The sequence below is a fragment of the Blautia stercoris genome (assembly GCF_054657695.1).
Genome location: NZ_BAAHYF010000001.1, coordinates 396,499 through 416,277 on the forward strand (window position 1 = coordinate 396,499; position 19,779 = coordinate 416,277).

General features: G+C 39.9%; 19 protein-coding genes and 4 pseudogenes. All 23 read right to left on the reverse strand.

The genetic code is table 11. The features are described 5' to 3' along the window. Positions 1–236: 236 nt before the first annotated feature. Positions 237–1,562 (reverse strand): 5-methylcytosine restriction system specificity protein McrC, encoded by a 1,326-nt coding sequence (locus ACYQ2D_RS02005; protein ID WP_459784493.1) that lies wholly within the window; start codon positions 1,560–1,562, stop codon positions 237–239. Continuing rightward, complete coding sequence (locus ACYQ2D_RS02010) at positions 1,549–3,624, reverse strand: McrB family protein (RefSeq protein ID WP_459784494.1); 2,076 nt, start codon at positions 3,622–3,624, stop codon at positions 1,549–1,551. Before ACYQ2D_RS02010 ends, ACYQ2D_RS02005 begins: the two co-directional genes overlap by 14 nt. 212 nt (positions 3,625–3,836) lie before the next feature. Beyond that, the gene (locus ACYQ2D_RS02015; protein WP_459784495.1) at positions 3,837–4,802 is read right to left on the reverse strand and encodes an IS3 family transposase; all 966 of its coding nucleotides are present in this window, start codon (positions 4,800–4,802) and stop codon (positions 3,837–3,839) included. Then, on the reverse strand, positions 4,799–5,482 hold the full coding sequence (locus tag ACYQ2D_RS02020) for a helix-turn-helix domain-containing protein (protein ID WP_459784496.1): 684 nt from the start codon (positions 5,480–5,482) through the stop codon (positions 4,799–4,801). The genes ACYQ2D_RS02015 and ACYQ2D_RS02020 overlap by 4 nt, the downstream gene beginning before the upstream one ends. Before the next feature lie 92 nt (positions 5,483–5,574). After that, positions 5,575–6,367 (reverse strand): annotated as a pseudogene (locus ACYQ2D_RS02025) (site-specific integrase); the annotation flags it as partial. Positions 6,368–6,424: 57 nt separating this feature from the next. Continuing rightward, the gene (locus ACYQ2D_RS02030) at positions 6,425–6,712 is read right to left on the reverse strand and encodes a hypothetical protein (protein WP_372554419.1); all 288 of its coding nucleotides are present in this window, start codon (positions 6,710–6,712) and stop codon (positions 6,425–6,427) included. Between the two features lie 230 nt (positions 6,713–6,942). Further along, positions 6,943–7,191, reverse strand: coding sequence for a metallophosphoesterase (locus ACYQ2D_RS02035; RefSeq protein ID WP_459784497.1), 249 nt, complete (start codon positions 7,189–7,191; stop codon positions 6,943–6,945). 81 nt (positions 7,192–7,272) lie between these two features. Then, entirely contained in the window at positions 7,273–7,560 is a 288-nt protein-coding gene (locus tag ACYQ2D_RS02040) for a hypothetical protein (RefSeq protein WP_459784498.1), read from the reverse strand. 6 nt (positions 7,561–7,566) lie between these two features. Next, on the reverse strand, positions 7,567–8,061 hold the full coding sequence (locus ACYQ2D_RS02045; RefSeq protein WP_459784499.1) for an HD domain-containing protein: 495 nt from the start codon (positions 8,059–8,061) through the stop codon (positions 7,567–7,569). Continuing rightward, positions 8,054–9,463, reverse strand: coding sequence for an AAA family ATPase (locus ACYQ2D_RS02050; protein WP_459784500.1), 1,410 nt, complete (start codon positions 9,461–9,463; stop codon positions 8,054–8,056). The genes ACYQ2D_RS02045 and ACYQ2D_RS02050 overlap by 8 nt, the downstream gene beginning before the upstream one ends. A gap of 51 nt (positions 9,464–9,514) precedes the next feature. Next, positions 9,515–9,712 carry an AAA family ATPase gene (locus ACYQ2D_RS02055; protein WP_459785295.1) on the reverse strand — a complete coding sequence of 66 codons (198 nt, stop codon included), beginning with the start codon at positions 9,710–9,712 and terminating at the stop codon, positions 9,515–9,517. A gap of 61 nt (positions 9,713–9,773) precedes the next feature. Then, positions 9,774–11,990, reverse strand: a pseudogene (locus ACYQ2D_RS02060) (YodL domain-containing protein); the annotation flags it as partial. A 6-nt stretch (positions 11,991–11,996) separates the two neighbouring features. Continuing rightward, positions 11,997–12,536 (reverse strand): annotated as a pseudogene (locus ACYQ2D_RS02065) (hypothetical protein); the annotation flags it as partial. Position 12,537: 1 nt separating this feature from the next. Next, positions 12,538–12,726, reverse strand: coding sequence for a transposase (locus ACYQ2D_RS02070; protein WP_117816165.1), 189 nt, complete (start codon positions 12,724–12,726; stop codon positions 12,538–12,540). 118 nt (positions 12,727–12,844) lie between these two features. Beyond that, positions 12,845–14,110, reverse strand: a complete 1,266-nt coding sequence (locus tag ACYQ2D_RS02075) for a plasmid recombination protein (RefSeq protein ID WP_459784501.1) — start codon at positions 14,108–14,110, stop codon at positions 12,845–12,847. Between the two features lie 180 nt (positions 14,111–14,290). After that, positions 14,291–15,307 carry an AAA family ATPase gene (locus ACYQ2D_RS02080; RefSeq protein ID WP_459784502.1) on the reverse strand — a complete coding sequence of 339 codons (1,017 nt, stop codon included), beginning with the start codon at positions 15,305–15,307 and terminating at the stop codon, positions 14,291–14,293. After that, on the reverse strand, positions 15,300–15,479 hold the full coding sequence (locus ACYQ2D_RS02085; protein ID WP_199589890.1) for a hypothetical protein: 180 nt from the start codon (positions 15,477–15,479) through the stop codon (positions 15,300–15,302). The genes ACYQ2D_RS02080 and ACYQ2D_RS02085 overlap by 8 nt, the downstream gene beginning before the upstream one ends. 253 nt (positions 15,480–15,732) lie before the next feature. Next, positions 15,733–16,530 carry a YhfC family intramembrane metalloprotease gene (locus ACYQ2D_RS02090; protein WP_227159429.1) on the reverse strand — a complete coding sequence of 266 codons (798 nt, stop codon included), beginning with the start codon at positions 16,528–16,530 and terminating at the stop codon, positions 15,733–15,735. A 19-nt stretch (positions 16,531–16,549) separates the two neighbouring features. After that, positions 16,550–16,852: a hypothetical protein gene (locus tag ACYQ2D_RS02095; protein WP_008121271.1), complete on the reverse strand. Its 303-nt coding sequence runs from the start codon at positions 16,850–16,852 to the stop codon at positions 16,550–16,552. A gap of 9 nt (positions 16,853–16,861) precedes the next feature. Further along, positions 16,862–17,068 (reverse strand): helix-turn-helix transcriptional regulator, encoded by a 207-nt coding sequence (locus ACYQ2D_RS02100; protein ID WP_003865061.1) that lies wholly within the window; start codon positions 17,066–17,068, stop codon positions 16,862–16,864. Then, positions 17,065–17,394, reverse strand: a complete 330-nt coding sequence (locus tag ACYQ2D_RS02105; protein ID WP_118030115.1) for a DUF6442 family protein — start codon at positions 17,392–17,394, stop codon at positions 17,065–17,067. The genes ACYQ2D_RS02100 and ACYQ2D_RS02105 overlap by 4 nt, the downstream gene beginning before the upstream one ends. Positions 17,395–17,608: 214 nt before the next feature. After that, positions 17,609–17,980, reverse strand: coding sequence for a TnpV protein (locus ACYQ2D_RS02110; protein ID WP_459784504.1), 372 nt, complete (start codon positions 17,978–17,980; stop codon positions 17,609–17,611). Beyond that, positions 17,905–19,744: pseudogene (locus tag ACYQ2D_RS02115) on the reverse strand (recombinase family protein). The gene ACYQ2D_RS02110 and the pseudogene ACYQ2D_RS02115 overlap by 76 nt, the downstream one beginning before the upstream one ends. Positions 19,745–19,779 lie beyond the last annotated feature (35 nt).

Consider the following 19,779-nt stretch of genomic DNA (forward strand, 5'->3'; position numbering starts at 1 on the left):
ATCATAAAAAGCCGAGAAATGCCGTGTTTTGGGGCATTTTGCCGACTTGTTTCTTCTATTTATAAAAGTTACATTTTAAGTGCCGATTTTGCAAAATACGGCAAAACAGTGCAATTCACACCCCTCATTCGTAGTAAAATCGTAGTCAAAATTTTCGGGATTACTACTCTGGATTTTGCACCCCCTTTGGAGTATTTCTAAACCGAGGGGGTGCATCGTTAAAAGGTATATTTTTCCTATTTCACGGACGTTAAAATTCCATCAAGGAATTTGATTTCATTACATCGCATCTGCTCTGTGAAAACACTATATACATCTATCCCGGTCGGAATCTGAAATCCGTGCTTGATGAGACAAATATCCTCTCGTGCCTCTACATTCTTCTCATAAGTCGAACCACGATTGAGCCACATAACAGCATCTTCTTCCTCTCCCATTTCAGGATAAAAATAAAATCCCTTCTTGGCATCAAATCGGAACATATATGCCAATACCTGCAGATAGTCCTTGTTTCCAATATTATCAATCGGTTTGTACTTCGCATCTGCAATCACTCGTGCCTCTGAGTCTCTGCTGATGAAGTCCGGGTAGATAAGTCCGCGATTATGGTCAAACAAACGCTGAAAACCTTTTGTAGCTTTGTTCATCGGATGATAGAAAATCTCGTCCACAATTGAATTCATATACTCTTCCCAGAGCCATGCGCCATCAAAGAGCAATCCATATACCTTCTTGCTTCCCATTCCAATCTGATGTTTCTGATGCTGTAAGATAAGTAGACACAAGCTCTGCAGTTCACAATATTCTCGGTAATATGCGTGTCTAATGGTATTGGTCTTATTTGCATCGATAATCTTCTGTCGGTTACACATCTCGTAGTTAGGAGTGGCCGCTACAACATCCTTGACCTCATCCTTAGCCTGTGCAAGCAGTTTATGTCCGTATGACTTATGTTTGATAAACTCCACCGTATGACGGATTAATTCCATCAAATCATTATCAAAGGAATACTCCCTCTGCGAATATGCTACATTACCAACAAATGGTGTATTCTTAACAATGTGTCTCGCTATATCTATCGTTCCCTTAACATTGCTGTCATTGTATGTTTTTCTCACATAAGTCTTAAAGACACCCTTACGCATGACACTCTTTAAGTAATGTGGGAAGATAAAAACAAGCAGATTGAAAACACAATCATCATTGTTCGCATCTGTTTCCAAATCCACAATATTCGGGACATCAAATACTCTCTCAAGCAAATATTGAAACAGGAAGTCCTGCCCGTTACCACTAAATCTTGATTCAACTATGAGCTTCTCATCTCCAAGTCCCATGAAGCCCATGACATTGCTTGACAAATAATAATTGTTTACACTCTGTAAAATCATCTGGTCTTTTGTGATATCATCTGCATCTCTAAGAATTTCCGGGAATACAAATATCCCTTCATTCTCCAACTGCTCCAAAGTTTTATCTGCAATTTTGCTTGTCAGAAGTGATATGCCAGACAATGACGCCTTAGGTATTCTCGAATTATCTTTTATTTTAATTCGACTCATCTACATCAACTCCATCCGACTTCCCTTGGTTATATGCTTTCTTAAATCGCTCCATAATACCTTCTTCATCATACATACCATTTATATATTCCTGTAACAACGGATGTAGATAATCTGACCATAACTGGTCAAAGTCAATATTCTTCAGCTTCAAGAAATAGGATGCACCAATCTGATAGTTTTCATTCAGACCTTCTGTTGCTGCAATTTCCACATTCAAAGCTGACATTCTGGCAATTGCCTCAGCCTCTTTCTCTTCGTTGTTCAAGTTATCAAGCATCTCAAGGCGCTCATCTGCACGAAGCTCCACAAAACGGAATCTTCGTCTCATAGCGAAATCAAAGCTGTCTACAGATCTGTCAATATCATTCATCGTACCAATAATATAAACGTTGTCTGGGATATAGAATTTTTCATTGCTATCAGCATGAAGGTTTGCATACTGGGTGGAAACCTCTCCTGCCACACCTCTGTATCCTGGATCAACAGCAAAGAACAACTCTCCGAAAATCTTAGATATCTCACCACGATTTATCTCATCAATGATGAATACATATTTCTTCAACTCTTCCTGTCTTATAATCTTTGCAGCCTTTTTCTTTTTCTGAATCTCGTTAAAAATAACAAGATTGTAGGAATATCTCTGCTGTGTAAAATTGATATTGAAAAATTCTGTAATATCTTTTAATTTGTTAAATTCTCTTCCAGACTCTAACATCTGTCTAATTTCAGAAATATTCAATCGGATACTGTTGATGGATGCATTTTGTGGTATTGAAAGATAAATATGCTCATCATCGACATCTGTGATTGTAAATTCTGTACCCGTTTTAGTCTTGAATGTGTTATTTCCTGTGTCCACATCATCAAAGAACTCTTTCATTGCTTCTTGAACAGATAATTCATTTGCAATGACCTCTGTGGACTTTTTAGAATTCTCATAGTTTCTTCTAGCCTTATCCACGAATTTCTTAAACACGCCATCCTGCAATTCAAAACCCATAGAACCATCTTCATTCGTCTTTGGACGGAGTCCTTCTACGAAATCCGAATAGTCATAACTTGGGTGAAATTGGACAAACTCTACCTGTTGCTTTTGCTCATCTGTAAGCATCGTATAATCATTAAAATATCCATTGCTAATAATGTCAGTAGCAATTTCTTTTGCAAGATAAGTCTTTCCAGTTCCTGGAGCACCTCGGAATATAATGTTCTTAGATTCCACAAGCATAGTAGAATATGGATTCAGATAGCCATTAAATTCTGCTGGTTTTACTTCCTCTACAACTGCTGCCTCTTCCTCTGCATTTTCCTTCTCGTCCTTCTCACGATAAACCAATTTGAAGGAATCTCCCGGATTACCGAAACGTGTCAAACACTCCTGAACAAATCTAAGAGTTGTAAAGATATTCCATGAATAAATTACAAACTGTCTACCATCATCATAATCATACGACATTGTATTGAACGGATTTATATTGTGTGCTTTTGCTTCGTCCTTGCTGTAATAAATTCCACGAATCATTTCCTTATCTGGAGCGTATTGACAAATTGGAAACTGTTCTTTTTCTTCTACTGGCAAGGCTGCAATCTGTTTTTCATAAATTTGAAACGCAATACGTGGTAAAGTTTGGTTTGTATTCCGTCTCTCACCTTTCCCATAATTTCTTTTGATAACAGTTCCATCGACAGCAACAAATGATGCATCCAAAGGCTTGAACACATCTCCTGCACTAATATTATCCATAGTGAATGAATCATCAGTAGAAGTAACAGAATCTGATGTTATAGTAATTTCGTATTTTGTCTGCTTAATCTGAATCTCATATCCTTTTGCAATAAGATAGTTTTTTGCTTCGACAGCATTATATCCAGATACATCTATCTCTGCACCATTCTGCAAATGATTTGCTACTGCGATGACATACTTTGGTGGATAGGTATTACCGTTTTCCCATACAAACTCATACTTGGTACTTGTATTGTGCCAAGGAACTCCATTCTCATCAATATATTTAATAGCCTCTGCTATAAATTGTCCGTCAACTTTTGGGACTGCCATGATAAGCACCTCCATTTAAATGAATATACGAAGTTCATTATATCACTAAACGGGTGTTTTGACACCCACAATCGTTAAGTGGCGCTAACACCAAAAGGCACCTAGACATTTGATCAGCCCCCTGTCAAGTAGACAAGTAAAAAATCTAAAATAAGTTTATAGATATCCGCCACATTTGACTCAGTGTGGCGGATATTTATGTTATGAGACGTTTATGCACACCATTTTGCTTTGTATGCTTCTATTCTTTTGTTCTCAGCAATCGGATATTGTATCGGGGTTTCCGCTGATAATGCTTCGCTTCGTACTTCCAGTGGCGTTTTGCAATGGAATCTTTCCTGCAGTCTTTCTTCGGCATAAAATTTTATATATTTGTCGATTGCCGAACGTAAAGATATCTCGTCGGTTATCTTATACATACAATACATCTCTGATTTGATAATCCCCCATAATCCTTCAGTAGGACCATTATCAATGCAGTGTCCAACACGGGACATAGACTGTTCCATGCCTTGTTCTCGAAGCCTTTTCTGAAATATTCTGCTCGTGTACTGAAAACCTCTGTCAGAATGAAAAATCGGCCTGGCATCCGGATTATCTTTGAGAGCCTTATCGTATGTGTCAAACACGAGCTTATTGTCATTTCTTCCGCTTATGACATACGCAACTGGAAAGCGATCATATAGATCAATGATGACACTGAGATATAGTTTCCTGCCAGTCTCAGGAACCTTGAATTCCGTAACATCCGTAGCCCATTTCTCATTAGGTTTCGTTGCATTGAATTCCCTCTTCAGCTTATTTTCCGCTGTTGTCTCCGGTCTGGACGACTGGTATTTCTTCTTCTTTTTACGGATAATAGAATGAATTCCCAGCTTCCTCATGATTCTGTGAACCCTGTTCTTGCTGTAGCTGGTGTGATTGAAATGGTTGATCCAGCTTGTCATCCGCCTGTATCCCAAGATATGTCCGAACCGCTCGTCATACTCCTTTATCAGTTCTGCCAGTTTTGTGTTCTCGGATTCCTGCTCTGGAATTGTCCGGTGTAGCCATTTATAGTAAGCAGCGTGTGATATGCCCAATTGTTTGCACATCCAGTTGACACTCCATTGCTTTTTTTCGTAAAAATATTTTATTGCCTGATATTTTGATTCAAACCGTAGTTTTCCAAGCCTCACATTCCTTCGAATTCCTTCACTTTTTTTAACAGTTCCACCACCATATCTTTTTCTTCAAGCTGGCGCTTTAGTCGCAGGTTCTCCCGGCGCAGCCGTTCCAGTTCATCGACTTCATCATCCGTTTTGTGGTGCCCGCGTTTATCGGACAGTCCATCTTCCCCAACAGCATCATATTTTCTGACCCATGAGTACACCTGGCTATAAGAAACATCATATAGAGAAGCTGTTCCTTTATAATCACGGTTATGGGTAATACAGTATTCAACGATTTCCTTACGTTCAGCTAACGTTGTCTTTCTTCGTGCTTCTGCCATATAGACCTCCCTCTTGGGATCATAATCCCTAAGTTCTCTATTGGCATTATACAACGAAATCCATTTTTGTAGTGTTGCATGTGCAGGAATTCCATATCTGGCGCATAAATCGGTAACCGATCCTTCCCCGTTGATATACTTCCGAACCATTTCAATTTTAAATTCACTGGAATAGGAATGGTTAGCTGTAACAGAGCAGAGGGCTTTTATTCCCCCACTTTGATATGCCAGTATCCAGTCTCTTATAGTTCGTGTACTTTTTATAGATAAATCTACCATAATTTCAGAGACAGAACGTATTCCATTCAGATAATCCTCGACAGCAGAAATTTTTTCTTCAACCGTACACTTGGGTTTTCTTCCCATAAAAATACCTCCAAAGTAGATTTTGGTTATTTACCTTGTCTACTTCAGAGGTATCATATTAATTTCTGCCTAAGTGCTAATTTTATAACTCACTACACTACTTTGAACATATTCTGTTTTAATGGTCTATCATCCTTATCTGAAAGTCCCATCTCTTTTCTAGCATCTTCCATACTCTGCATCTTGTGAAGTTCCTTCTCCGCATCTTCAAGTCCAACATGGTTATAGACATTCAAAGTTACTGCTATGTCCGAATGTCCCATCAAACATTGAAGAGTCTTCGGATTTATTCCCGATTTTGCCATGTTCGAGCAGTAGGTATGGCGGCACACATGCGGTGTAATATTTGGCATCTGTACCCGGTAGATATCGTTGTATCTGCCGACCATATGATTAAATTGGTGCTGCCAGTGCATTGCCACAAGGGGCATTCCATTATCATCATAGAAAAGGAACCCACTGTAGCCATCAATGGATTTTTCCACTTTTGGAGCATTCCTGTCCTCGATAATTGCCTGAAACATTTCTGCTACATCCTTCTGTTATTGGCAGTGCCCTTGTTCCGGCATCAGTCTTTGTGGTTTCTATGATATATCGCATATCCGATGTTCTCTGCAACTGGTGGTCGATATTTACGGTTCTGTTCTCAAGATCAATGTTCTTCAGCGTCAGTCCACAAAATTCTGATATTCGCGTTCCCGTATGAAAGAGTATGTACACCACTTCATAATATTTACAGTACACCACATCGTCATGCACAAACTTTAGGAACTTTCTCATCTGGTTTTTGGAAATTGCCTCTCTTGTGACTGCGTCATTTACCAATACTCCGGCAAGCTGAAATCCGAATGGATTCTTTACAAGGATGTCATCATCCACCGCCATCTAAAAAGCTGATCGCATACTCTTTCCCCTTTAGCATGAGTTTATTTGCTATGATATTCAAAACTTTTCCTTTTCAGCACAAATTTCATCATAATCTTCATACATAATTCGTATTCCACACTCCTCACTTTCTACATGGTAATGTCCTGCATACCACTCTGTGAAATCTAACCTGTCATAAATCTTCTGTAGCCATTTTTCCGTTGTCTTGTCCACTGCTGATTGATCAAGCCCTGGAATAAACGCCCACACGGGTTCCGCTTCAATCGGTACTGTATGCGAGAGTACGATATCCACATTCCACTTGGCTTTATCCAACTGCTGTTCCACATATTCTTTTATCACTTCATCCGGCTGTTCTGATTCAAACCATGGTAATCCGTTTCGTATCCTTCCCTTGCGTCCTCTTTTCCAAAGGTAAAATACACCATTTCTCCTACTCTGTACCTTGGTCTTCCTACTTTCTGAACAGAATCTGCTTCTCCTAACTCTTTGATTTCTTCATACAGTAGTTGAGCATCTGTATATTGAATATTGTCATGATAATGTCCGAAATACCATTTCGAATAATCTAATCAAATTTGTGTTCTGTAAGTTTGTATATGATAAGGTCTTTCCTCATGATTTCCATGAATACACAGGAAATAATTTGGAAAATCCGCAAGTATTTTTTTCTCCCGATCTTTGTCAGCCCCAAAATAGTTTAATCCGACATCCCCCAATAAAATGATCACATCCTCTTTTCCAAGTTCTTTATTGAATCTTGCCAACCAGATTAACTTATCAAAATGTGCATGGCAATCTCCTGTTATGTAATAAGCCATTTCCTACCACCTTACATATATTATTCATCTTCTGTTCACTATGCTGAAAATTGTAAATCGCCTTCAAAATCTCAATTATATTTATCTGTAATTTCCATTCTCATTTATAGCGTTTTGAATATATAGATTCATTTCGTTTCTTATTTGTTCCATCTGTTTTCCAGTATCTGGATTTGTATACGGAATCCTTCCTATAATTTTATCCACATAATGGTTATCTCTTATACTTTCATATGTCGCTTTAAAATTTATATCATAAAAATATGCAAGATAAGATATCCAATAATCCATCTTTGTCTTTCTTGTCTCTAATAGAACTGATTTATGATTTTTGAATTGCCGCATAACTTCTGGCGTAATTTCTGACATTCCTACCTATTCTGCAGTAACTCCCATGAGAATATCAATTGCTGTTTCGAGCTTCACTCTGCAATTGTCAAGTTTATCTGCATCACGTATGATTTGAGCATGCATCAATTCTCGCTCATTCGTAATTCCTTTTAAGCAGTAATCACTATGATGTCCTATTGCTGTTTTTATAATTTCATCCCACTTATTTTCTTCGACAAAACGCCGAATCAGTCTCTCCTCAAATAAAATTCTCACACCGAATGCTGCATGATCCATCGTTCCCGGTTCAAAACTGTTGTAACATTTCAATTGTTCAAATCTTCCAATATCATGTAACAATCCAATAATCTGAGCGAGCTCACAATCCTCTGCGGACAGTTTCATATCTTCTGTAATTTTTTTACTGCATTCCATCACTCCATGAGTATGCACAATCTTCAACTTTATCTTTTCATTTTTTTGGTCATAATCATTCAAATAGTTTTCAAAAGCTTTCTTCGCATATTGTAAATCAATCATTTCGTTTTCCCACCTTATTTTCAACATAATATTCCCGTCCTGTATCTAGACAAACTGCAGCCAAACGTCCATTTCTTCGATTACAGCCACAATCAATCGCAATATGATGATTCTCCCTGTATACATAACCCGGTTTTGGATTCCCCATAATTCCTTGTGTCGGTGTATGTCCTGTTACCACGTATGTATCTTCAAAATATTGGATATCATACTCAGCCCTGTCCCATATCAATTCTTTTAAGGAATATTCTTCAATATCTTTTCCCGGATAGTAATTTCCCAATCCTCCGTGAACTAATAAATAGTTTTTTCCATTAACTGTCAGTTCTTCGTAAATCATAAAGTCTTTTATAAAATCAATCACTTCATATTGCATTTCCCGGCTCAATGTCCGAAACTCATCAATGGTTGACTTGCTGCCATTGTACTGCCAGGTCATAAGATTCTCCAACATTTTTCTCGCAAATCTTCCATTTCCATAGTCTCTGCTATCTTTTACGCTCTCGAAATTCTTTTTTAACTTTTTCATTCCTGCCTCTGTGATTGTCATTTGTTTTCTTGAAAGCATCAATTTTGTAATCTCACAAAGTTCCTCAACAGTGTAATCATCAAATTCTACGCTAAATGCAATTCTGGAACGCATACCCGGATTTCTGTCAAGAAACGCCTTCATTGGTTCCGGATAACCGGCAAAGATTACAATCACATTATCCCTATGATTTTCCATCTCCTGAACGATCGTATTGATTGCCTCATCGCCAAATCCATTGTCATAGCCGTCACACAGTGAATAAGCCTCATCAATAAAAAGGACTCCTCCTTGTGCTTCTTTAAACTTTTTCTTAACTAATGGTGCTGTAGCGCCTACATGATCACCAACAAGATCTGCACGCCCCACTTCTACAAACACGCCTGTCGATAATACTTTCTCATCTTTCATAATTTCTGCAAATAGCCTGGCTACTGTGGTTTTAGCTGTCCCCGGATTTCCTGTAAAGACCATATGTAAAGAAGATTTTTCCATTCGAAGACCTTTATCCATACAAAGCTTGTTTATCTTATGTTTGGCAATCGCTTTATGAATCACTGTTTTAACAGAAGCTAAACCGATCATGTCATCTAATTCTTTTCTAGCCGTTTCCGGTTTTCTCTCCTTCTTTTCTCCCTCTCCAAGCATCTGGATATCCTCTTTCGTAATCTGAAAGAGTTCATCCTTTTGAATATCACCCAGATTTCTTCTTTGTGAAAGTAATCTTACGGATTGCTGTCTAACCGCACGTTCCATCAAATTACGTACATATCTTCTATTCCCAAAATCATCGATATTTCTAACTTTTTCAAAGATATAATGCGCCTCTTTGATTGCGTCATCTGTCACACAGAATCCTTTTTCATGGATCATCAGCTTAAAAATATCTGTAAGTTCCTCTGTTGTGTAATCTGGAAAATCAATTCAATATGGTATTCTGCTTTTCAATCCTTCATTTCTCTTCATAAATACTTTCATTCTTTCATTGTATCCTGCAAGAATGACAATCACATTTTCTCTTTGATTTTCCATTTCCTGAAGCAGCACTGTAATAGCTGTGTCACTCTTCATAGCATACGCTTCATCTATGAACAGAACACCTCCTCTTTCTGCCAGAAATATTCAAAACAAAAAAGCCGGAAGCCACGTTATCATCCGTGACCTCCGACTCATTGTGCTTATACTACACTGTCCTTACACCCAAATCAGCTCCTCTCTCCGGCTTATCTTTTCCCTGCTTTTCCTGGATGATTCTCTTATTGATTTCCAAGCATTCATGGATTGACGGTTTCTTTTCTTTTTCTGGCATTGTCTTTTTCTGTGCTACTGCCTTTCTTTCAGCTTTCCCTGCGTCCTTAACTGCTGTATTTATTTCAACACCAGCTCTCGGCACAGCTTCTCTGCTCTCATTTTTCTCTGCCACCTGCTGTTCTCGTCTCTCCTTCACACCTTTTTCTTCCAGACTGCAAAAGCTCTGCAAATACGGCAGTACATGATTCTGCATATCCATCAGATCTTACATATACTTTTGGAACTCTTCACTTCCTTTGCCTTTCTGGTAATTGATCCAATACTCATCTGTAAGCTTCATTTCATTATCATACTTTAACTGACTCACAATACCGCCATGTCCATTTCCAATATCCATTGATTTCTTGAAATGATGCAGCATCTGTTCGCCTTTTTCCGCATAATATACCGTCACATATATCTTTGCGATTTTTGTAGGTTCCTCTGTCTTCGGATCACGTTTTGTATACCATTCTTTATCCATTTCTGCTGTTTTTGCATCCAACTCGGATAACTTCTGACATCTTGGATTCATGAAATTACTCTCTTCACAGAAGTTTACATACACCATTGGTTCCATACCTTTGGGAAGTTCCGGTTCATAAGCTTTCAGTCTTTCCATCAATACACCTGCACGCACAGACTGGTCGCATTCTTCGTCTACAATATCCTTCAAGTAAGAAACATAATAATGAATATTACCGCTTTGTAAATCCAACATTACTTCCTGTACCGTATTTTCTCCCATCTCAACATTATCCCGATACTCATACGGATCAAAAGCTTCTGCAATCTCATCCATTGCCTCTGCCAGCTGTTCTGTGGTCATCTTCTCTGGATACATTGCTTCTCGAACATCCCTCATCGGTACATACTTATAGTCCGGCAATGCTTCATGAATTTTCTCAATCCCTTCCCGTACCAGTGCAAGTTCTCCATAAAACCGAACATCATCCATCAGATTTCCAAGTACTGTATTTCCTTTTACGATTGCAAATTCAGCATCATCGTAGTAACGGTCTTCCGGATCACGATAGATAATTCCCATCGAGCATCCCAGATACGCAGTTTCTGGATTCTCCCTATATTTTTTATAGACTGCAGCTATCTGATTAACATCTGTACTTTTTTCATAAGCTCCCATGTCATGGAACTCATCGCATTCTGTGGCAAAGTATTCCAGATAAGGCTCTTTCTTCGGTGGCATATTGTTGAGGACGTTATCAATCATGTTATAATTCGCCTCTTCCAGTTCCTCCACCTTTGCCAAAGGCTTATATTCGCCCTGGCTTTTCTGAATCTCTGCCATTACAACCTCATCCATTTCTTCCACTTTTTCCATCAACTGATCATAATCCCCACGGATGCGTTCTCCAGTCCAGCCTTCGTCTTCCAGAAGTTCCTCTGCCGCTTCTTCAATAGAAATTTCATCATTTTCATAGACGCCACTATCCATCAGGCGGAAATCTTCATCGTAAAAGGAATAATCATATCCTTCTTCTGTTCTCTGAATAGCAAAGTAACGTTCTCCTACCTCATATGCCAGTTCACTAAGAACCTGTTCTTCCAGATTCAGGAAAGAATCTAGCTGTTCAAAACTGATACTGTCTACAAAATGAGCTGTTACTTTTTCCCCATCATTCAGAACTACGATATCACTGACTGACAGGGAATGCCCACGGAAATCTTTCGGTCTATCAATATTAAATCTTTCAAAAATATCATCCAGTGACATATTTCCCAGTAATTCGCCAACATAGACCAGCTTATAATCTTCTTTTTTTATCTGCATACCATGACTTTCAATAAAACTCATATTCATAAATGCATAGTTTTCGCCCGGTGAATCGTCCTTGATCTGATAAATACCAAAGGTTCGCCTTGTTCCTAACAACAAGTTTGCCTCTTTCAAAGACTGAATCTGTGGATATTTCTGCATTTCCCATTCCAGGTTACGGAAACGCTCCCGTTCTGCCATGGACATCTGATAATGCTCCGGTCCTCGTTCGATTTCCATGCGTTCCGTGACATAGATTGGTGACGAAAAATTAGTGTTCAGATAGATATCTGCTCCGACATCGTATAATTTCAATGCTTCTTCCTGGTCAATGATACCTTCTGTATTTGCATCATGAATAAAAGCAATCTCTTTTTCCGGTACACCTTTCTCCATCAGTTTCTTCTTCAAGTCATCATAAACATTGAAACTGCCATCGCCTTTCGGTGTGCTCAAATCACAGAAAATCAACTGTGCTGATTTCTGTGCTGCTGTGTCTTTCCAAATTTCATAACTCTTTTCTGCACAAATAGATACTTTACTTCCTGGATCATCCGGCAGTAAATCATTGACCAGTCGCTGATCTAATGCAAGTTTTCTACCATCATTGGTAATTCTCAGCATGTTATCCACACTTGCATCCACACCGCCATTCCTTACTACTTCTGCACGTTCACCAAGACTTTCTACAATCTCTTTCTGCTGATCGGTTGGCTTCAATACTACAGTTTCATATTCTGCTTCCGGCACAGGGAGTTTTAATTGATCGGAAGTCTTAATATCAGCAATTTTCTTAAACATATTCATCAGTTCCGGGATATTATAGAATCTGGCGAATCTTGATTTTGCTCGATATCCTGTTCCTTCGGGGTCGAGTTTGTCAAGATACTTTTTGTGGATTTTCTAAATTAAATGATTTGTCCGTAAAGAAATCGCCCAAAACCTCGTGCTTGCAGATGTCTTGAAACACCGTATTCAAAGGCTTTTTGGCACTTTCGGACTGCTTTACATTTACGATGAATGTTGTTTTTCCTATGCGTTGCGAATAAGAATGTTTCTGTTCTTTCATATAGTCCGCTCCTCTCTTTCATAAGATTTGATTGTGGGGCATTCATATTGGAACACCCAATAACCGCAGATTTTCAATAGTTCAAGAAGTTATTAAGTCGTGAGTATAATGGAAAAGGTTATCTTTCCATACCACGCTTACTCCTGCGAGCCTTGATACGCTCCTGTCGTTCTTTTTCCCTTGCTTCTTTTTCGGCTCGTTCCTGCGCTTCCTTAAAAGAAAAAAGTTGCTTCACTTTTTCGGTAAAAAGTTTAGCAACTTCGGGGAAATGCTCCAACGCTTGAAGAAAAGGTCCGCACTTTTCTTTCAGTTCGTTGTATTTAGTTTTCATTCTTTCGAGTGCGTTTGCACAGTCAAAATATTTCTGTCGGTAATAGTTTGCATTCTGTTCTAATTCGCTGATTTCTGCACGACTGGTAATGCCCTCTTTGGCAAGGGCAGTCAGTTGAGAATAATCCTCTTTGGAGATTGCCATTTTACCCGTGATTGTTTTCTGCCCCATACTGTCAATCTCGTTATAGGTTTTGGAAACATTACGGGCAGGCTCATACTTCATCTGTTCACGCTGAATACGCTTCTGCAACTTCTCCAATCGTTCCTTGTCCTGCTTGATTTGATATTGTAGGGAAGTAAGATGTTCGGCGGTACTTCCATATTCGCCACGCTGAAAGCCTTTGAATCCTCGCTCCGTCATATAATTAAACAATTCGTCTTGCAGTATGCTGTATGAAGCTCGGAACATCGGTTTCCCATTTTTTCTAAGAAGTGGATTTCCTTTTTCATCGGTCAGCGGAATATCCGATTTCCATTTCTTTGAATGGCTAATCTGATTGACTACTTCCTTAACCGTTCCTCGCAGTTTTTCATCTTTGCAACGCTTGCTCCATAGGATTTCTTTCTCCACCACAGGCAGAACCATAGCATGAAGATGATAGTGGTACACCTTTTTCCCAAGTTCCTCGGTTGCCGCTATATTGATTTCATCATCGTGCATTACTGCCGATATTACATTTTCAGCACCGAATTTTTCCTCAATGAAATGGAACGCTTCCTCATAAAACTGCTTTGCATATTCGTAGCCACCGTTACGCTCGAAGTACATCGTGTTCACATCAATCACAATCTCGTTAAAGAGCGTTGCGTCTTTTCTCAATCCACGAAGCGACACCATACCGTCAGCTTCCATCTGCTTTAATTGCTCCATATAGGTCGGAGTAAAAGGCTTTTTGAAATGCACATTATAAGGTATGCGTTCCTCAATCACTTTCATATTTTCATAGGTTTCATTCTTGCGTTCGTTGTGTCTTTCTGCCTTGCTCACATCAGAAGCGGTGTACTTTTTAACCCTTGCACAACTCATATCCGCCTTGTTGTTTTTCGCCATTTTTGCTCTCCTTTCTCGGCAGGGCGAAGCCATTACACAACATTCTTTGAATGTGTGTAACCCACTATGACACTTTCAGACTTCGTCTGCAAAGATGTCGTGGGCAAGGGTGTTCCCCCTTGACCTCCTTTGATACCTCAATCATAAAAACAGACTGTCCCATCAGCAGACAGCCTACATTTATTCTCTCGGTATATCGCTCATCGGCAAAGACCAGTACCACAGAAAACCTTTCTTTCGGGAGATAACTCCTGCGTTCTTCTTTGCCTTTTTAATGGTCGATTTCCTGAACCCTGCGGCTTCAAGTTTTTCTTCACAATTCGAAGAAAGCATTTCTCCGTCTTTCAGCATTTCAATCAGAAATGCTTTCGCCTTGACTTCCTTATCGTTGGGTCTGCCGATTTTCGGGGCGAGGGATTGGAACGCTTCTTCCGCTGTCATTTCCATTTCGGAAATAAAGTCCACACCTTTCTCAGATACTTCAAACAGAATGGCAGAGCCTGTCGGGGCAAGGTTGGATTTTACCTGCACCAAATATCTTTCCGCAGGTACTTCCTTGTTCGGTGTGCGTGTGATTGCAAGAATACTTCTTGCAGCACCCGCAATGTCAATCGAACCGTTAGTACGGTAAAGGGGATTGGTATCTCTCATCTTGTTCATATGAGCAATAATCACAATCGCACAGCCTGTATCTTTCGCAACCGCTATCAGATGATTAAACTCGGCTCGTGTTTCGTTGGCATTGTTCATCGAACAACTTTCTCCGATATAGGAACTCATCGGGTCAAGAATTAAAAGTTTTGCGTGGTACATCTCAATCGCTTCACGAATACGGTTATCCCCAAAGGACAAAGATTTTTCATCTTCCTTGATGAAGATGAGGTTTTCTCCGTTCCCACCAGCCGAATTGAAGCGAGGGACTACCGTATCATCGGCGTCATCTTCCGTTGTCTGATAGATGATAGTCATAGACTCGTTTTCTTCCGTTTCGGTAAAGGGCAGAGGTTCGCCCTTTGAGAGCAGGGCGGCAATGGAAAGCATTAGCTTGCTTTTTCCATCGCCGGGATCGCCCTGCAACAGCGTAACCTTGCCAACCGGAATATATGGATACCATAGCCATTTCACTTCTTTCGGCTCGATTTCACTCGCCTTGACAACTTCAAGAGGCACGCTGACAGTCATTTCATTTTCAATCATTTTTCTTTGTTCTCCTTTTCGATAAATATTTCGGGCAAAGCACCACAATACAGCGGAAACTCTGCTTACAGTCATTCCTGCATTTTCTGCAAAGTTCGTTGTAGGTAATGCGGTTTCGATCATTCAGAAACAACGCCCACTCTTGTTTCCGCTTCTTGCTCATTCTCGGCATAGCAAGCAATCCTCCTTTCCTGCCGAAAATATAAAAACCACAGAGAAGATACATTCAGCCTTATTTGTGTCATTTCTCGGGGCGAAAATCGGGGTAAATATCCCTTTCTAAGCCTTTCAAAAACGCACATAAGGTATTTGTACTAACCTGTGGTTGTGTATGAAATTGTGGGTTTGGGGTAACAAAAAACACCGTATTTCTACGGTGCGTTCTGTCAGATATATTCTGTTTTATGATAGCAGAAAACTGGAATTCACAGTTCTTCCATCCTTCCCATCTTCAGCGCCATAACAAGAGTTCCGGCTGCCATCACAAAGACACCAATTTCAATCACATAGATGGGAAGAAGCGCCGGACCTGCCACGGCAAAGAAGTCCACGATAAAATGAATCCCATATGCAAGAACCGCTGTAAAAGCCGCTGTCCTGCATTTGCCTGCCTTTACCGCCCGGTAGATCAGCAGTGACAACCCGATATGCAGAATGATGGCACTGATTCTTTCGATTCCGCTTACAAAAAAGAGTGGTGCCGGTGTTGTCCATAGGGCCGACAGCTGTGACACGGTCTGGTTTGCAGACTCAGCAGGAAGTGCCGCCAGCGTATTCTGCATGGCTCCGCTGTTGATCATCAGCATGGACACAAGATTGCTGATTCCGGAGAGTCCTCCGAGCAGAATGGCCTCCACACCGCCATGCCCGATTCCATACATCAGTGCATTTGGAAAATCCAGCCATTTCTTCATCCAGAACTTCATGGCAATCAGTCTTCCGGTCTCTTCAAAAACCGCTGCAGCCAAAGCCGCGTACACATAGTAAAGCCATGGCCTGCTCTGTGCGTTCAGTCCGCAGAACTGAATGACAAGAACATGCAGCAGCTGCTCCAACAGCATGGCAAACAGCAGATAGGTTCCTGCTCCGATAAAGAACGAGGAAATCCTTGCCTTAAGCTTCACCCTTCCTGCAATGAACAAAGCAATCGGTACCCCCATCGAGAGGACAACGGAGCAGATAACTCCCGCTATCGCCAGACCTGATATTGTGTTCAATTCCATCTTTATACCTCCCTGATTCTCAAAAAATTCCTTTATTGTATTTGAACTGTCCATACAATATAAAGCCTAATCCGACAATAACTGCTGGAAGAATGATATAATCTATAATTATTTCACTCCAAAACGAAACAATAAAACCTAATACAAGAGATATTCCTATAATCAGCGTTCCTGTGCCGACTGTTTTTCCATACTTTGGTATATCTTCTTCCTTTACTTTTCGCCTGTTATAAGAGTGAATTGTGCTGATATTGCCTTTGATATTTACAATTCCCACAACAGATATGAACACTCCCAAAATCAACATTATAATATTTTCCATAATGACCTCCTAAAAATAGAATAGTTCCTCAAATTTTTTGTCCAATGCAATACAAAGAATTAGAGCCAATTTTGCAGTTGGATTAAACTGTCCTGTTTCAATAGAACTAATGGTATTTCTTGATACCCCTACCATTTCTGCAAGCTGAGCTTGAGAAAGATTTGCTTCTGTGCGAACTTCCTTTAAGTGATTTTTCAGTTGTAATTGTTCTTTCATATTCTCACCTCTAAAAGATGGCTAACAAATCCAACAAATGCCAAAATGGAAAGCACAAAAAACAGAACGGTCAAGACCAAATCACTCTTTCGCTTCATTTTGATAAAACGAACTAACCATTGTGTTGCAATAATGCTGAAGTATATAACCCACGGACTGTAAATCATAGTGTGAGCAAGCACAGAAGATAACAGCGAAAGCAAACAACACACTAAAGCACCAACTTTGCTTGCGTGACTTCCGGCTTGATATACCACTTCCATTTCAGCCAAGTCCTTATTGCGATGTTCTTTTCTGCTTGCATTTAAGATTTCGTCCTTTTTCATAAAAACGCCTCCATGCCAAGTTTTCTTTGCATATTTTAATTATACACATACCAAGTTTTCTTGTCAATAGAGTTCATAAAAAAGTTACAACCGATATAATAGGTAACTTTTCTACCACTTCGATTATACTCACGACTTAATGACTTCTTGAATACTTGCCGAAAAAGAAAAACTGCCATTGGTTTGACAGCAGTTCTTCTTCGGTTGGTATCCGTTAGGAATACACAATATCATTCAATACAATCTCATCGGCACAGGCTCGAATGTTATTCATCAATCCTATCCATCTCATCATATCCGTTGCTTTCAGTTCTTCCGTTACACCCTGCTTCTTTGCCATTTCCTTTATCAGATATTCCGCCATATCACGAGCCGAAGTATCAATTTCGGCAAGGTGTTCATATAACTTTCTGCTTGTCAGCAGATTAAAATATAGCACACGCTTATGTTCCCCCAAATATCGTTGCCGCAACCGTCCATATTTTGAAAGGGGAGGACTTTCCTCTACTGTCAGGCAGGGATAATAGTAATCTCCGATGAGTTCGTATCGGATACCTGTTCTTTCGTCTGTAATAAATCTTTGCATAGTGCTTCCTCCTTTTGCTTCTTGTGGTAAAAATCCAAGGTTTTCTTGTTGTGGTTTACCTTTTTACATTCCTCGGAGCAGAATTTCTGCTGACTGTGTGTAGGCCAGTAGGTACTACCACACACAGCACATACACGCTGACGGTAATAGTGATCGCCTTTTTCCGCTTCTCTGTCGGCTTTCGTCTTATCCTGCCTTGCCTGATAACAACAATCCTTTGAACAGAATACCTGTCGATTGCTTGTAGGGACAAACTCTGTCTGGCAATGAGGACATACCTTTGTTTTGACGATTTCGCCACCGTTTTCAGCAAGTTTTTTCGCCTTTCGCTTCTCTCGATAGGCTTTTTCACGCTGACGCTGTTTCTCCAATCGCTTCTTTTCTTCCTGTTCTTCCTGCTCTTTTATCTCGGCAAGTTTTTCCTCGGTGTAGGCAATATCGACTTGTCCGACATAATTGAAATAAATGTCAACCTTTTGCGTTCTTGCTTTACCTACACCCTCGTATTCATACACCACAATCTTGTCAATGAGTTCGGTAAACATCAAATCGGAAACTTCCGTAGGATTTTTATACTTGCGTATCAGCGAAACAAAATGCTGAATATCCATAGTGCTGTCTTTTTCTTCGGAAAGTTCCTTTTTCATCGTTTCTATTTTCGCTTCCAATTCAGCCTGTTCATCGTCATACTGATTCATCAGTTGCTTGTATTGTCTTTCGGGTAACAATCCCGATATAAGATTTTCATACAAGCCACGAATGAGCGTAGAGAGTTCGTCATAGCGTTTCTGACAGCGTTTCAACTCCGATTGATTGTGCTTCGGCTTTTCCTCCTGCTTGTCTTTCCAAAGGGATTGCAGTTCCAAAGCAAAGGCTTTTTCGTCATTCAGAACGAATTTTGAAAAGCGTTTAACTGCCGATAATATCAAGGCTTCAACATTATCAGCACTTATTGAATGAGCAGTACAGGAATTTACCCTGCTCGCATAACCACCGCAACGGTACGAATACTGCAAGGAGCGGTCTTTTTTGCTGTAATGTGTCTGCAAGGTCAATCTTCTGCCACAGTCGGCACAGTACAGATAACCGCTTAATCGGTTGGTATGTGTACCTCTTGCCGCAGCTCTGTTCACTCGTTTCTTTCGCTTCTGAACGCTGTCCCAAAGTTCTTGCGATATGATAGGCTCGTGGGTGTTATAAAACACATACTGCTCATCTTCATCGGTAGTCTTTCTCTTATGCAATTTAAAATTGGTGCTGACCGACTTTCTCAAAACAGTATGTCCAAGATATTCTTGTCTGCTTAAAATCGTTCTAATGGCAGATATGCCCCAAATATAAGGGTCTGCAAACTTAATCCCATTGTACTGTTCTGGGTGATATTCCTTTGCATATGCGGCAGGAATTAAAACCTTTTCTTCGGTCAGTATTTCCGCTATGGCTCGTGGACTTTTGCCCTCATTTGCAAGCAGAAAGATACGCTTTACCACCTCAGAAGCCACAGGGTCAACAACAAGCGTCTGCTTAGAATGTTCCGACATTGCCTGCTTCAATTTCCTTAATCAACGCTTGAAAGCCGGGGCGATTGAAATTTACACCCGAAAAACCATCGTCAGTAAAATGGCGGATATTCTCAAAACCATTCCTACGGGCATAATCTTCGAGGTATTTTTTCTGATTGGTAATGGAATTACTCTCGCCATTCAGGTCATCATCTCTTGATAATCTCTCATAAAGTGCTGTAATCTTTGAAGTCCTTGACATTCTCTTAACCTCCTTCCTTATGTATTTTCAATTTA

Coding starts and splice junctions, on each gene's coding strand:
- ACYQ2D_RS02100 (WP_003865061.1), bottom strand. CDS start 17,068: ATGAAAGAACAATTACAACTGAAAAATCACTTAAAGGAAGTTCGCACA.
- ACYQ2D_RS02080 (WP_459784502.1), bottom strand. CDS start 15,307: ATGATTGAAAATGAAATGACTGTCAGCGTGCCTCTTGAAGTTGTCAAG.
- ACYQ2D_RS02050 (WP_459784500.1), bottom strand. CDS start 9,463: ATGATCCATGAAAAAGGATTCTGTGTGACAGATGACGCAATCAAAGAG.
- ACYQ2D_RS02020 (WP_459784496.1), bottom strand. CDS start 5,482: ATGGGAAGAAAACCCAAGTGTACGGTTGAAGAAAAAATTTCTGCTGTC.
- ACYQ2D_RS02095 (WP_008121271.1), bottom strand. CDS start 16,852: ATGGAAAATATTATAATGTTGATTTTGGGAGTGTTCATATCTGTTGTG.
- ACYQ2D_RS02090 (WP_227159429.1), bottom strand. CDS start 16,530: ATGGAATTGAACACAATATCAGGTCTGGCGATAGCGGGAGTTATCTGC.
- ACYQ2D_RS02070 (WP_117816165.1), bottom strand. CDS start 12,726: ATGAAAGAACAGAAACATTCTTATTCGCAACGCATAGGAAAAACAACA.
- ACYQ2D_RS02085 (WP_199589890.1), bottom strand. CDS start 15,479: ATGCCGAGAATGAGCAAGAAGCGGAAACAAGAGTGGGCGTTGTTTCTG.
- ACYQ2D_RS02105 (WP_118030115.1), bottom strand. CDS start 17,394: ATGAAAAAGGACGAAATCTTAAATGCAAGCAGAAAAGAACATCGCAAT.
- ACYQ2D_RS02005 (WP_459784493.1), bottom strand. CDS start 1,562: ATGAGTCGAATTAAAATAAAAGATAATTCGAGAATACCTAAGGCGTCA.
- ACYQ2D_RS02110 (WP_459784504.1), bottom strand. CDS start 17,980: ATGCAAAGATTTATTACAGACGAAAGAACAGGTATCCGATACGAACTC.
- ACYQ2D_RS02075 (WP_459784501.1), bottom strand. CDS start 14,110: ATGGCGAAAAACAACAAGGCGGATATGAGTTGTGCAAGGGTTAAAAAG.
- ACYQ2D_RS02010 (WP_459784494.1), bottom strand. CDS start 3,624: ATGGCAGTCCCAAAAGTTGACGGACAATTTATAGCAGAGGCTATTAAA.
- ACYQ2D_RS02035 (WP_459784497.1), bottom strand. CDS start 7,191: ATGGCTTATTACATAACAGGAGATTGCCATGCACATTTTGATAAGTTA.
- ACYQ2D_RS02045 (WP_459784499.1), bottom strand. CDS start 8,061: ATGATTGATTTACAATATGCGAAGAAAGCTTTTGAAAACTATTTGAAT.
- ACYQ2D_RS02040 (WP_459784498.1), bottom strand. CDS start 7,560: ATGTCAGAAATTACGCCAGAAGTTATGCGGCAATTCAAAAATCATAAA.